At 65.6% G+C, this 13,781-nt stretch carries 10 protein-coding genes; 7 read left to right on the plus strand and 3 right to left on the minus strand.

Going from position 1 to position 13,781, the window contains the following annotated elements; translation table 11 throughout:
• The first annotated feature begins 153 nt into the window (after positions 1-153).
• From FB478_RS08705 to FB478_RS08720, 4 genes are all read left to right on the plus strand, one after another.
• Positions 154-1,473: a sensor histidine kinase gene (locus FB478_RS08705; protein WP_186447766.1), complete on the plus strand. Its 1,320-nt coding sequence runs from the start codon at positions 154-156 to the stop codon at positions 1,471-1,473.
• Entirely contained in the window at positions 1,466-2,125 is a 660-nt protein-coding gene (locus FB478_RS08710) for a response regulator transcription factor (RefSeq protein WP_018770688.1), read from the plus strand. The genes FB478_RS08705 and FB478_RS08710 overlap by 8 nt, the downstream gene beginning before the upstream one ends.
• A gap of 86 nt (positions 2,126-2,211) precedes the next feature.
• Entirely contained in the window at positions 2,212-3,825 is a 1,614-nt protein-coding gene (locus FB478_RS08715; RefSeq protein WP_144600199.1) for an AMP-binding protein, read from the plus strand.
• 79 nt (positions 3,826-3,904) lie between these two features.
• Positions 3,905-4,090, plus strand: a complete 186-nt coding sequence (locus FB478_RS08720; RefSeq protein WP_144600200.1) for a hypothetical protein — start codon at positions 3,905-3,907, stop codon at positions 4,088-4,090.
• Between the two features lie 189 nt (positions 4,091-4,279).
• Here FB478_RS08720 and FB478_RS08725 read toward each other — a convergent pair whose 3' ends face one another.
• Entirely contained in the window at positions 4,280-4,798 is a 519-nt protein-coding gene (locus FB478_RS08725) for a GNAT family N-acetyltransferase (protein WP_144600201.1), read from the minus strand.
• Between the two features lie 127 nt (positions 4,799-4,925).
• Between FB478_RS08725 and FB478_RS08730 the strand changes: the two genes are divergently transcribed.
• Positions 4,926-6,164, plus strand: coding sequence for a GAF domain-containing sensor histidine kinase (locus tag FB478_RS08730; protein WP_144600202.1), 1,239 nt, complete (start codon positions 4,926-4,928; stop codon positions 6,162-6,164).
• Positions 6,165-6,223: 59 nt separating this feature from the next.
• Here the strand turns inward: FB478_RS08730 and katG are convergent, their stop codons facing one another.
• A complete protein-coding gene (katG, locus tag FB478_RS08735) occupies positions 6,224-8,518 on the minus strand; it encodes a catalase/peroxidase HPI (RefSeq protein ID WP_144600203.1) in 2,295 nt (764 codons plus the stop codon).
• A 573-nt stretch (positions 8,519-9,091) separates the two neighbouring features.
• On the opposite strand from katG, the gene FB478_RS08745 reads away from it, so the two are divergent.
• A complete protein-coding gene (locus FB478_RS08745) occupies positions 9,092-10,219 on the plus strand; it encodes an SDR family oxidoreductase (RefSeq protein WP_144600205.1) in 1,128 nt (375 codons plus the stop codon).
• A 66-nt stretch (positions 10,220-10,285) separates the two neighbouring features.
• Here FB478_RS08745 and FB478_RS08750 read toward each other — a convergent pair whose 3' ends face one another.
• Entirely contained in the window at positions 10,286-12,166 is a 1,881-nt protein-coding gene (locus FB478_RS08750; protein ID WP_144600206.1) for a GAF domain-containing protein, read from the minus strand.
• 131 nt (positions 12,167-12,297) lie between these two features.
• Between FB478_RS08750 and FB478_RS08755 the strand changes: the two genes are divergently transcribed.
• Entirely contained in the window at positions 12,298-13,776 is a 1,479-nt protein-coding gene (locus tag FB478_RS08755) for an aldehyde dehydrogenase (RefSeq protein WP_144600207.1), read from the plus strand.
• Positions 13,777-13,781: the final 5 nt, after the last annotated feature.

The raw sequence follows: 13,781 nt of genomic DNA on the forward strand, positions 1-13,781 counted from the left end.
TCAGCAGGGGTGGATTCTTGTGTCCTTCCACTCTCCCGGGGGCTGCCCCCGGCGGCATCGCGGGGACGGTTGATCCTCCGGTATGGAAGGGTTGAGCCGGGAGTCAACCGTTCGGTTGATCCCCTGCAGGCGGTCCCGGCATAAGCTGGGGAAATGCCTGCCACGCCCCTGCCGCAACCCCCGGAGAAGGCCGGCGGCATCCCCGCGACGGGGCCGCTGAATGCGCTGGAAAACGCATCGTCGGCGGCAATCCTTCGGGTCCTGCGGGTCACCCTGCACACGGGGTTCGCGGTGCTGCTGGCCGTGGCCCTGGTCCGGATGCTGATGTCCGGTGGTTCCCTGCGCTGGCTGTGGGCGGGCGCCGCCGTTGTCCTCGCTGCTGTGTACCTGGCCGGAACGGTCCTCGAAAAGCGCCACGCGGAAGCCCGGATCGGCTTCAACCCCCGCCGTTACGGCCTGCTCTGGCTGGCCCTGGTCACGGGCTTGTGGGCGTTGCTGCTTGCCGGGAGTGCGGACTTTGCGTGGCTGGCGTTCCCCATCTTCTTCCTGCACCTGCACCTGCTGCCCCGGCGGGCTGCGCTGCCGACCATCGCGCTGATGACGGTGGCGGTGGTTGCTTCCCAGTGGGCTGCCAGCGGCGCCCCGGTGCCGCATGCCGCGGCCGTGGTGGGACCTGTGCTGGGTGCGGTCTTCTCGGTAATCACCGGGCTGGCGTACGCGGCCCTGTACCGCGAGGCCGAAAACCAGCGGCGTGCGGCCGACGAACTGCGCCGGACGCGGGAGGAGCTGGCCAGGTCCCAGCACGACGCCGGGATGCTGGCGGAGCGGGAGCGGCTGGCCCGGGAAATCCACGACACCCTGGCCCAGGGGCTGTCCAGCATCGTGCTCCTGGGACGGGCGGCGGAGCAGTCCCTTGCCGATGGTGATGCCGCGACCGCATCCTCACGGCTGGCGCTGGTGCAGCAGACCGCCGCCGAAAACCTGGCGGAGGCGCGCAGCTTCGTCCGCGGCCTGTCCTCGCCACAGCTGGAGGGGACCACTTTGGTGGAGGCCCTGCGCCGGTTGTGCGGCAAGACGGAGGCGGGCGCCGCGGCCGCTGGGGTGGCGTTGCGGTGCCGGCTGGAGGTGGACGGTGAGCCGCAGGATCTGCCCCAGCCGGTCCGCGTGACCCTGCTGAGGGCGGCGCAGGCGAGCCTCGCGAATGTCCGCGAACACTCCCGGGCAGCGAACGCCGTCGTCACCCTTGCCTTCCTGGGCACCGAGGTGACCATGGACATTTACGACGACGGCACGGGCTTTGATCCCGCCGCTGCGGCCGGTGCCGCGGACGCAGCGGACGGCAGCGGGTTCGGGCTGCGCTCGCTGCGGGAGCGGGTCACCGGATTGAACGGGACGCTTGCACTGGAGTCCGCGCCCGGCGAGGGCGCCGTGGTGGCCATCCGGCTGCCGCTGGACGGTGGTCCCCGTGGGTGAGGTGCACGTCCTGCTGGTGGACGACCACCCCGTGGTCCGTGCCGGGCTGCGTGCCATGCTCACCGGAATCGAGGGCATCTCCATCGCCGCCGAGGCCGCTGACGGGGCCGCTGCGCTGAAGGAACTGGCCCGGCTGACGGCGCTGGGCGAGGCGCCGGATGTGGTCCTCATGGACCTGCAAATGGGCGAGGGGATGGACGGTGTCACGGCCACTGCCGAGATCCGCAAACTTCACGCCGCTCCGCCGGTACTCATCCTCACCACGTACGACACCGACGCGGACATCCTGGCGGCCGTCGAGGCGGGAGCCAGCGGGTACATGCTGAAGGACGCGCCGCCGGACCAGCTCCGGCAGGCGGTTTTGCAGGCGGCTGCTGGCGGGACGGCCCTGGCGCCGCGGGCGGCTGCGCTGCTGATGGACCGGATCAGCAACCCCGGCACTTCGCTGACCCCCCGGGAGGTGCAGCTGTTGGAGCTGCTTGCCACGGGCCTGTCCAACCGCGCCATCGCCAGGCAGGTCTTCATTTCCGAGGCGACGGTGAAGACCCACCTGGTGCACATCTACGGCAAGCTCGGCGTGGACAACCGCACCGCCGCCATCGCGGCCGCTGCCCAGCGGCGCATCATCAGGCCGCCGGGCGCCAGGGGCTGACCTGCAGTACGTTTATTCCACTGCGTTACAGAGGCCGCTGTTTCCAGGTGCCGCTGTTCCAGGTCACATTGTTCAAAGGAGAATGAATGTCCCGTCCGGTCCCAGCCGTTGATGCCCTTCTTTCCACCTACGGTGCGGCCGACGCCTGCGCGGCCGAACTCCTGTGTGACAGCCACGATCCCAACGCCGTTGCCTTTACGGTGGTTGCTGCCGACCTCTCCGCCGAGGACATCACCTACGGCGAGCTCCGGGAACGCTCGGAACGGGGAGCCGCCGCCTTGGCGGAGTTGGGAATAGGTCCGGGAGATGCGGTGGCCACCCTGATGGGAAAGTCGGCGGACCTGGTGGTCATGCTCCTGGCTATTTGGCGCCGCGGTGCCGTCCACGTGCCGCTGTTCACCGCCTTCGCGTGGCCGGCCATCGAGCTTCGCCTCACAGCCTCCGGCGCAAAGGCTGTGATCACCGACGCCGACCAGCGGGCGAAGATCCACGAAACCGAGGCCGCCGTCGTGGTTGCCGGCGCAGAAGCATCCCTGCCGGACCTGGCGCTCACGCCGCTCCTTGCCAGGCAGCAACCGGGGATCGCGGCCGAAGCTGTGGGAGGTGACGGTGATTTGGTGCTGATCTTCACGTCCGGAACCACCGGTGCACCCAAGGGCGTACCGGTGCCCGTCCGGGCGTTGGCCGCGTTCCGCCAGTACGTCGAGCTGGGCCTGGACGTCAGTGACGAGGATGTTTTTTGGAATGCCGCAGATCCCGGCTGGGCCTACGGCCTGTACTACGGGATCCTCGGTCCCATGGCGGCAGGGCGGCGGAACCTCCTGCTGCGCCCGGGTTTCTCGCCGGAACTCAGCTTCAAAGTGCTGGAGGCGTTTTCCGTCACCAACTTCGCGGCTGCCCCCACCGTGTACCGCACCATGCGCGCGAAAGCCGGCGCCGGAATCAGTCCTTTCCACCTTCGGCGCGCCTCGTCCGCCGGCGAACCGCTGACCCCGGAGGTGATCAGCTGGGCCCGGGAGGTGCTGGGGGTTCCGGTACGGGACCATTACGGACAGACCGAACACGGGATGATGATCATCAATGCCTGGCATGACGACGTGCGGACGGAACTCAGGCCGGGTTCCATGGGCCGGCCCCTGCCGGGGTGGAGCTGTGCGGTCCTCAAGGACAACGCCGACGAGCCGGCCGCGCCGGGTGAACTGGGCCGGGTTGCCGTCAATGTGGCAGACAGCCCCATGATGTGGTTCAAGGGGTACCAGGACGCACCGGAAAAGACGGCGGAAAGATTCAGCGCGGACGCCAAGTGGTACCTGACCGGCGACGCGGGCACGGTGGACGCGGACGGCTACTATTTCTTCTCCTCCCGTGATGACGACGTGATCATCATGGCCGGCTACCGGATTGGCCCTTTCGATGTGGAGAGCGTCCTGGCCACCCATCCGGCGGTCCTGGAAACTGCCGTGGTGGGCGCTCCCGACGAACTGCGCGGAGAAGTCCTGGAGGCTTATGTTGTCCTGGCGGAAGGGACCACCGGCAGTGATGCCCTGGTGGCCGAACTGCAGACCATGGTCAGGACGCAGTTCGCCGCACACGCCTACCCGCGCCGCATCCACTTCGTTGAGGACCTGCCAAAGACGCCGTCGGGCAAGCTGCAGCGCTACATCCTGAGGCAGCAGCGGGCCGCGGAACTGGGCAGCTGACTTCAGGAGATGGCCGCCTTCCGGCGCCTTTTGGGTCGGGGGCTGTTAGCGTGGAGGCCCAGCCACAGAAGGAGGAGCGATGTCCATCAATTCACCTGATTCACTGCCCGAGGATGAGCCGCAGGAAGGCTCGGCGGCCGGCAAAGGCAATGCCGACGGCGGGATCCCCGGTGGCAAGGACGGCGTCGGGATTTCCGACGGCGCCGAGCCCAACACCTTTGAACCGGAAGAGGATCCGGATGCCGCGGCGGGGCCAACGGACTGAGTTCCGATGAGATCGCGCAGTGAGCTCCGCTCAAGGTTGGCTCAAGATTGGCCGAAGGTGCCGGTTTTGGACATTTAGGCAGGCTACCGACGGTAATTTCTTAACTGCTTCCACGTCAGTTCCCCGGCAGGAAGCATTGGAGGCCCCTGCGCTGGAGCTAGACTCGCGCGGGGGCTTCCCCCCCATGGGCTAGGCGTTCTCTATCCAATAGCGGCGCTTGCCGTTGCGCGTGTCTTCGTACTGCCCGCCATTCTTTTCAATGGTGGCCCTCGAGCCGGCATTGGCCTCGTCGCAGGTCAGGAGCACCCGTTCGATCCCCAGCGCCCGCGCCACGGGAAGCGCGTCTGCCAACGCTTTCGCTGCATGGCCGCGCCGCCTCGCGGAGGGCCTGACGCTGTAGCCGATGTGCCCGCCTTCGTTGAGGAGGTAGTCGTTCAAGCTGTGCCTGATGGCCAGCGATCCGACGAACGTGCCGCCGTCGACAATCCACAGGTAGGTGCAGGGCACGTAGCCGGGCTTCCGCACCGTTTCCGGCCTGGCGTCTTTGATGAGGACGTCAACGAACCGGCTGAACGCCTGCGCATCGATGAGATCGTCCGGGGACCAGCTGTCTGCGCCCGCACCGTCCTGCCGGGCACCGGCAAACTCTGCCGCTGCCTCAAGCCAGGATGAGTGGAGGCTGACGTCTGGTGCGATGAGCTGGGCCATGAGAAGATCCTATGCTGCGGGTGTGCCTGCGTTCCGGCCGTGCACGGTGAGCGCGTTCCCGGGAAATCGCTGCTGGCCTGTACTATCGGCCCCGGACCCAAATTTGCGGTCTGAAAGGGGACAATTCATGGCGCGCACTCAGACGGTAACTGCAGCTCCCGCGGATCCGGCCGGGCGGGACGAACTGCTGCAGGAATACGGGTTCGCCTTTGCCGCTGACGAAGGATCCACGCACACCCCTGACGAGCTGTCTACGGAACCCCTGAAGAACCTGGTTCAGTTGGCCGCCAAACTTTGCGGCGTCCCCTTCGGCGTGATCAATGTTGTCACCTCCGATCAGCAACAGCAGGTGGCGGCCGTCGGCTTTGAGGCCGCCGTCTGCTCCCGCGAAGATTCCATGTGTTCACAAGTCTTCCTTTCGGGGAAGCCAACCGTTGTCCCCGACGCATCCCTGGACCCCCGCCTCGCATCGAATCCGTTTGTGACAGGGGAGATCGCCTCCGTGCGGTTCTACGCGTCGGTGCCCCTGGAGACCGCGTCAGGGTTCGTGCTGGGCTCCCTCTGCGTCTTCGCCAATACCCCGGGCACCCCTGGGAAGGACCAGCTGGGCATGCTGGAGATCCTGGCCCGCCAGGCCGTCCAGCTCCTGGAACTCCAGCGGCGAACCCTCCAGCTGAACAGCGCCCTCAGCGAAGTGCGCGAAAGCAATGCCAAACTGGCGGAGTTCGCGGGACGTGTCAGCCACGACCTGCGCGGACCCCTCACCACGATGCTGGGCTACGTGGAGATGGCCGGGGACGAGGTGGACGGTGACCACCCTGCGGCCGAGTACCTGCAGATCATCGATGCCAGCGGGCACCGGATGCTCGCCATGCTTGAAGACGTCCTGACCTACTCCCGGATGGGCGGTGCCCTCCAGCGGCAACGGGTCTCCCTCCAGACGGTGGCAGCAGAGGTCGCCAAGGATCTGGGCCTGTCCTTCGGCAGTGGCGCCGTCCTGGACGCCGAGGCTATGAAGCTCCATGTGGATCCCGGCCAGCTGCGCACGCTGCTGCAGAACCTGGTGGCCAACGCCGTGAATTACCGGAGCCCGGACCGGGACCTCAAGGTCCGCATCAGCGGTATTTCCAACTACCACGGAACCACGGTGTTTGTGGCGGACAACGGCAAGGGGATCGCCCCGGAGGACCGGCAGCGCGTCCTGGAACCCCTCGTCCGGCTCCACAGGGACGGTGACGGACACGGCTCGGGTCTGGGCCTGGCAATCGCCCGGCGCGTTGTGGAAGCCCACGGTGGAGAGCTGAGCCTGAAAGAGACGCCGGGCGGCGGCACCACCGCGGTGATCAGCTTTCCCGCCGGACCCTGACAATCGCTTCAAAGGAGTCAGGGCCGGCTGCGGTATGCAGCCGGCCCTGACTTAGGGGTCTAGTTCAGGTCGAAGCGGTCCAGCTCCATGACCTTGGTCCAGGCGGCCACGAAGTCGTTGACGAACTTCTCCCGGGCGTCGTCGCTGGCATAGACCTCGGCGAGGGCGCGCAGCTGCGAGTTGGAGCCGAAGACCAGGTCCACGGGGGTGGCCGTCCACTTCAGCTCACCGGTGGCGGCATCGGTAATTTCGTAGACATTTTCCTCCGACTCGGACGCCTTCCATTTGGTGCCTGGTGAGAGAAGGTTGACGAAGAAATCGTTCGTCAGGACCTGCGGCCTGTCCGTAAGCACGCCATGGCCGGCGCCGCCCACGTTGGTGCCCAGGGCACGCATGCCGCCCACCAGCGCCGTCATTTCCGGCGCGGAGAGGTCCAGCATGTAGGCCTTGTCCAGCAGGAGGGTCTCTGGCTGGAGCTTCAGGCCGGGCCGCAGGTAGTTGCGGAACCCGTCAGCCCGCGGCTGCAGGTACTGGAATGATTCGACGTCGGTCTGCTCCTGGGTGGCGTCCGTGCGGCCGGGCCGGAACGGCACAGTCACGGGGAACCCTGCGTCGGCAGCGGCCTTTTCCACCGCAGCCGCGCCGCCCAGGACGATCAGGTCGGCGAGGGACACCTTCTTGCCGCCGGCCTGGGCTGAATTGAACTCATCCTGGACACGCTCAAGGGACTGGAGCACGGTGGACAGCTGCTCCGGTTCGGAGACGTCCCAGCTGCGCTGCGGCTCCAGCCGGATCCGGGCACCGTTGGCGCCGCCACGGCGGTCCGTCTTGCGGTAGGTGGCAGCCGAGGCCCAGGCCGTGCCGGCCAGTTGCGGGATGGTCAGGCCGGAATCCAGCAGCTTGGCCTTCAGGGAGGCGACGTCCTGGTCGTCAATCAGTTCATGGTCGACGGCGGGAACAGGGTCCTGCCACAGTTGCGGCTCCGGGACCCACGGGCCCAGCATGTGGGGCCCCACCGGGCCCATGTCGCGGTGCAGCAGCTTGTACCAGGCCTTGGCGAACGCCAGGGCGAACTCGTCCGGGTTCTTGAGGAAGCGCCGTCCGATCGCCTCATAGACGGGGTCGAAGCGCAGCGACAGGTCCGTTGTCAGCATGGTGGGCCGGTGCTTCTTAGCGGGATCGTGGGCGTCCGGGATGATCTCGGGGGCGTCCTTGGCCACCCACTGGTGGGCGCCACCCGGGCTCTTGACCAGTTCCCACTCGTACTCGAACAGGATCTCCAGGAAGCGGTTGCTCCATTGCGTAGGCCTGTCCGTCCAGGTGACCTCAAGGCCCGAGGTGATGGTGTCGCCACCCTTGCCGCTGCCGTAGGTGCTGAGCCAGCCCAGGCCCTGTGCCTCAAGGTTGGCGGCTTCCGGTTCGGGACCCACATGAGCATCGGCGGGGCCGGCGCCATGGGTCTTGCCGAAGGTGTGGCCGCCGGCGATCAGCGCGAAGGTTTCTTCGTCGTTCATTGCCATCCGCTTGAAGGTCTCGCGGATGAACGCGGCAGCGGCCACCGGGTCCGGGTTGCCCTTGGGGCCTTCGGGGTTGACGTAAATCAGGCCCATTTCGGTGGAGCCGACCTCTTCGGACATCTGCCCTTCGCCGACGTAGCGCTCGTCGCCGAGCCAGGCATCCTCCGGGCCCCAGAAGATCTGCTCGGGCTCCCACACGTCCTCCCGGCCAAAGGCAAAGCCGAAGGTCTTGAAGCCCATCGATTCCAGGGCAACGTTTCCGGCCAGGACCAGCAGGTCGGCCCAGGAGAGCTTCTGGCCGTACTTCTGCTTGACCGGCCACAGCAGGCGCCGGGCCTTGTCCAGGTTGGCGTTGTCCGGCCAGCTGTTCAGCGGGGCAAACCGCTGGCTGCCGTCACCCGCTCCGCCGCGGCCGTCCTGGACGCGGTAGGTGCCTGCGGCGTGCCAGCTCAGCCGAATCATGAGGCCGCCGTAGTGGCCGAAGTCCGCCGGCCACCAATCCTGCGAGGTGGTCAGGACCTCGGTGATGTCACGCTTGAGTGCCTCCACGTCCAGCTTCTGGAATTCCTCGCGGTAGCTGAATGACGGGCCCAGCGGGTTGCTCGCCTGGCTGTGCGCATGAAGCACGGAAAGGTCCAGCTGGTTGGGCCACCAGTCCTGGTTGGTCCGTGGCCGGTGCCCCTTGGGCTGCGGCGTGTCAATCGCCGGGTTTTCACTTTCGCTGCCCTGGGCCGTGGCGCTGCCATGGGCTACGGGGCACCCACCCCCAACCTTCTGGTCCAGGCCCTGTGCGCTCCCGGGCGTGGGGACCGGGGGATGGTCTTGGGGTTCGGTCATGTGCTTCTTCCTTCCGTTGGGCCGAGGCCGCGGTTGGACTCGGGCAGCCGGTGCAACCCTCCTATTGGAACATAGACGCGGGGGAGGGAAACCCCTCTTTTCCAGGAGGGATCCGTTCTCCAAGTGAGGGAACGTAACAGTTGGTCAACCGGTTGGGAGGCTGCCGCTGCCCCCAGCCATAATCAAAGTGCGGGTCCTCTCTCAGTCAGTCCGCACTCTCCATTTCTTCCCACCCTTTTGCGTGGGACTTTCGAAATTTCAGGAAACAACTTCATGGACGGTTCAAGCCTTGTAGCCCTCTTCCTTGCGAGGAGCGACGACACTGCCACCAGCGCGCTGCCGCGTGCGCCCAAGAGGGTTCGGGTAAAGAAGCCCAGCCTGTCACCCTGGTCAATCCTGCGGGGGCGGACGGCAAGTGTGCTGCACCGCCTTGCGTGGGCGATTGAGCCTGACACAGAGGGCAGCTTCTAGCCCCCTCCGCCTACACCTCGACTGAGCGGCGGAATATCTGCCTGACGCTGGGGCTTGTCGCAAGGGGGCGTCGTCGGACAACCCGGCAGCAGAAGGAGCACTATGACCATCGGTTCAGGAACAGCAGCGGGTGCAGGATCAGCAGCGGGTGCAGGATCAGCAGCGGGCAACGGGCGGACTGCCCTGGTGGTGGGTGCCACCGGCATCGCGGGGTCCGCGCTGGTGGATACTTTGGTTGGCGAAGGCTGGGCTGTCCTTGCCTTGTCCCGCAGGCCCGGAGCTGAGCGCCCTGGCGTCCGGTGGCTCTCGGCGGACCTGACCTCAGCTTCCTCCCTGGCGGCTGTGCTTGGTCCTGAGAACCCCTCCCATGTCTACTTCACCGCGTGGTCGCGCCGGGCCACCGAGGAAGAGAACATCGCCGTCAATGCCGGCATGGTGCGTGATCTCCTCGGAGCACTGCAGGGCAAGGACGTGTCCCACGTCGCCCTGATGACAGGCCTTAAGCACTACCTGGGACCGTTCGAGGCGTACGCGGCCGGGGAGATGCCGGACACGCCCTTCCATGAGGAGGAGCCGCGCCTTCCAGTACCCAACTTCTACTACGCCCAGGAGGATGAACTCTGGGCGGCAGCGGCTGGGCAGGGCTTTACCTGGTCCGTGCACCGCGCACACACCGTGATTGGCCACGCGGTGGGCAACGCGATGAACATGGGCCTTACGCTTGCTGCGCAGGCCACCCTGTGCCGGGACAGCGGGGAGCCGTTCGTGTTCCCGGGATCCGAGACGCAATGGAACGGCCTCACTGACATGACGGATGCAGGCCTGCTGGCCGAGCACATGCTCTGGGCCTCCACCACCCCGGAAGCCGCGAACCAGGCTTTCAATATCGTCAACGGTGACGTGTTCCGCTGGCGGTGGATGTGGCCGAAACTCGCCGCCTACTTCGGCGTGGAGTGGGAGGGGTACCAGGGAGAGCCCCGTCCCCTGGAGCAGTCCATGGCGGGGCGCGGGGACCAGTGGCGGCAGCTCGCCGCCCACCACAACCTCAGCGAGCCGGAGCTGGGCCGGGTGGCATCCTGGTGGCACACGGACGGTGACCTGGGACGCGGCATCGAGGTGGTGACGGACATGGGCAAGAGCCGGGACGCCGGCTTCATGGGATACCGGCGGACGCTGGACGCCTTTACCTCGCTGTTCGACCGCTACCGCGCAGACAACCTGATTCCCTGATCAGGCGCGCCTGGTGTAACTCTGGCCCGCTCGACCCAACGCGTGGGCCGTTGGTTGTTCCTGGCGCTAGCGGGTTGCCAGTGGTGCCGGACCGGCCCGGTCATCTGCGGGCAGGAACTTCGAGTCGGCAACGTCGCCGATGGCCAGGGCAGCGGCAAGGTCCATTGCCTGGTCGGGGCGGCTCAGGTCCCTGTTCGTCAGGACCTGTATGCGTCGAAGCCTCTGCGCCACAGTGTTGGGGTGGACCTGGAGAAGGCGTGCGGTTTCCGCGTTCATTTGTCCGGCTGCGAAGTACGTTCGCAACGTTTTGAGCAGCTCAGTTCCCCGGGTCTCGTCATGGTTGCGGACGGGGCCCAGTGCCTGGCCGGCATACCGGAGCAGCTGGCTGGAGTCATCCAGTTGGAGCAGCAGGCCTACCAGTCCGAGATCGTCGAGGGTAACTGATGCATTGGTCCGTCCACCCAGGGCGAGCATGTTCAAGGCTCCGGCCACGGAGCGGTATACCCGGGGGTACATGATCAACTCGCTGACCGGACCTCTCGACACGGCTGTGGCAGTGGCCTTGGGATGGCGTGACACGGCCATTCTTCGGATCTTTTCGGTTGTGGATTCCTCTTCAGAGCGGCCGGACGGCGAAGGGATGAGCACAACGATCCGGTCGTGATGGATGGTGCACAGGGGCCGCGGCCTCTGCGTCGATGCCCACGCATTGATCCGCCGGAGGGCCTGTTGAAGGCATACGTTGACATCCTCCTGCGCCATTTCCGCCAAGGAAACGCCTACAAGGGTGTGCTCTACCTTCAGGTTGTGGCCCAGGCGTTCGGCCCGGGCATGAATTGAATCCATCGCAGAGGGTTCACCCAGCAAGAGGTCATTCAGTACCTCTCCCTGCAGTCGCCACTGGGCCTCCTCGGCTGTTCGTGCCCGGAGGAGTTCAAGTGATGTCACCACGGTGGCATGTTCGACGGCGCGGGTCTCAAGCGGAGCCAGCGTTCGCGATCCGGTCGCAGTCCAGATTCTTGCGACTTCACTGTCGTTGAGGAGCACGGGAAAGACCTCGAACGCCGGGGACGGATCAGCCCGGCCGCCGGCCCTGGTCTTCTCGTCGGGAAGCCCGGCATCAACGCTCGACCGGCCAATCACTGCCCCCTGGGCGTCTTCGATCAGGACAGCGCGTGAAATCAAATTCGCCAGGGCAACAGCAATCCCGGGCACGCCGCCACCCCTTAGCGCGATGTCGGTCAGTTTTTGGTGGATCACTTCGGACTTCTCGAGGAGATCCCGTTGTGTATGCAGCTCTGCATTAAGACGTACCAATTCGTCCATCCGCCGGGCTTCATCCGAACGTAGGCGGGACGTAGTGAGGGCAATGGCGGCATGGTCTGCGAGTACCGAGAGAAGGGCGATCTCCTGCTGGCCGAAATTGTGGGTGCCTCTCCGATAGCAGTTCAGTGTGCCGATAGCCCGTTGACCCGATTCCAGCAGGGGTACAGAGATCATGGACCGGTATCCCTGCTCTCGGGCGACACCGCCCCAGGGGGCAAATTGAGGCTCCGCCTGGATATCCGCAATGGCAACGGGCTTTCCGGTCCGGAATGCACGGCTCGAGGGGGCCTCCGGAGCCGTGCCCTGCTGCAACAAAACCGGGTGATCCGCGTTCACTTGGTCGATGTACTCGCGGGAGAGTCCACTCGATCCTTCGATCGTGAGCCTGCTGCCAGACGGGTCCGGCAAGAGAACGCCACAGAATTCGTAGCCCATGAGGGCAGCGGCAGTATTGGCAATCAATTCGAGCACCTGCGGGAGCGGTTGGGCTGTCGCCACCGTTTGGGTAATCCCCCGGACGCTGTCCAACCAGCGGTGGACCTCAACAGTTCCACGGGTTTGCCTGGTGCCGTCACTCGTCATTCTCCCGAGTGTACCCATCGAGAGTGTCAAAGGAAACATATATAGCCACTAATTGTGTGCCCAGAAACATATTGCAGCTACCCTTCACATCGCATACTGAGAGGGATTCCTTTCAGGGCCGTCAGAGCAGACGGACGACAAGAAATGAGGCACAGATGATGGAACGGCTGATGTTTATCAATGGAAAGGATGTTCCTGCCGAGAGCGGAGCATTCCTGACGATCTCCAACCCCGCAACCGGCCGGCCGCTGGCTACTGTTCCGGATGGCGTCCGCGTCGATGTCGACAAAGCCGTCGCTGCCGCCCGGGTAGCCTTCGAATCAGGGCCGTGGCCCCGGATGAGCCGGACCGAACGCGCAAAGGTGCTGTTGAAGGCTGCTGACGCGCTGGAAACGGCAAGCGAGTCTCTGTTCACTCTCGAGACCCAAAACAACGGCCGCCCGATCACTGAGACCCGCGCCCAGCTGTCGCGTGTACCGGAGTGGTTCCGCTACAATGCGGCCCTTCTCGCCGCCCAGCGGGACGCTGTCCTGCCCAGCGATGGGCCTTACCTGACCTATCAAAAGCGCAGCCCTCTTGGGGTCTGTGGAATTATCACTCCGTTTAACCACCCGGCGCTGATCCTTGCACGGAGCTTGTCTGCTGCTTTGGCCACGGGGAACACCGTGGTGATCAAACCATCTGAACTGACTCCGCTGACCACCCTGGCCATCGCGCGCATTGTCACCGAGGCCGGCGTCCCCGAAGGAGTAATCAACGTTGTTACTGGCGGACGCGAGGCCGGGATCGGCCTGACGGAACATGCTGACGTCGCGAAGGTGACGCTGACCGGGGGCACCGAGGCCGGCCGCTCGGCCGCCGTTGCTACGGCATCCAGGTTTGCACGAATCACTGCGGAACTGGGCGGCAAGACCCCTGTGATTGTCTTCGGAGACTACGATCCTGTCGCTGCGGCTGAAGGCGCTGCATTCGCAGCCTTCGTTGCCTCGGGGCAATCATGTGTAGCCGGGTCCCGTTTCCTCGTGCAAAGGGATCGATACGTCGAGTTCGTTGAAGCCCTGGCCTCACGGGCCAACGCAATCAGGATCGGCGACCCGGCAAAGCCTGAAACGCAGATGGGCCCGATGATCAGTGACGCGCAGCGTCGGAAGGTCCTTGACTACATTGCCGTCGGTCAGGAGGAAGGTGCCCGCCTCGCCGCCGGTGGCACGGTTCCCGAACTGCCCGATGACCTCCGCGACGGGTACTTCCTCCAGCCCACCGTCTTTGCTGATGCAACGAATAGTATGCGCGTCGCCCAGGAGGAGATCTTCGGGCCGGTGGCCGTCGTCGTGCCATTCGACACTGAAGCCGAGGCCATTGAGATGGCTAATGACAACCGCTTCGGCCTTGGGGCGGCCGTCTGGACCCATGACCTCGCACGAGGGCACAGGGTGGCCGCCGCGATCGAGTCAGGAATGGTGTGGGTCAACGACCACCACAGGCTTGAGCCTTCACTGCCGTGGGGCGGCATCAAGGAATCCGGGGCGGGCAAGGACGCGGGAACGGAGTCCTTCGACGACTTCACCTGGATCAAGACCATCGTCGTTCGGACAGCGGACTCCGACGTCGATTGGTACGGTGCCGACGCTCCCGGGCGCTTGAACTGACTCGA

Origin of the sequence: Arthrobacter sp. AG367 (assembly GCF_007828995.1) — a bacterium.
Classification (GTDB): domain Bacteria; phylum Actinomycetota; class Actinomycetes; order Actinomycetales; family Micrococcaceae; genus Arthrobacter.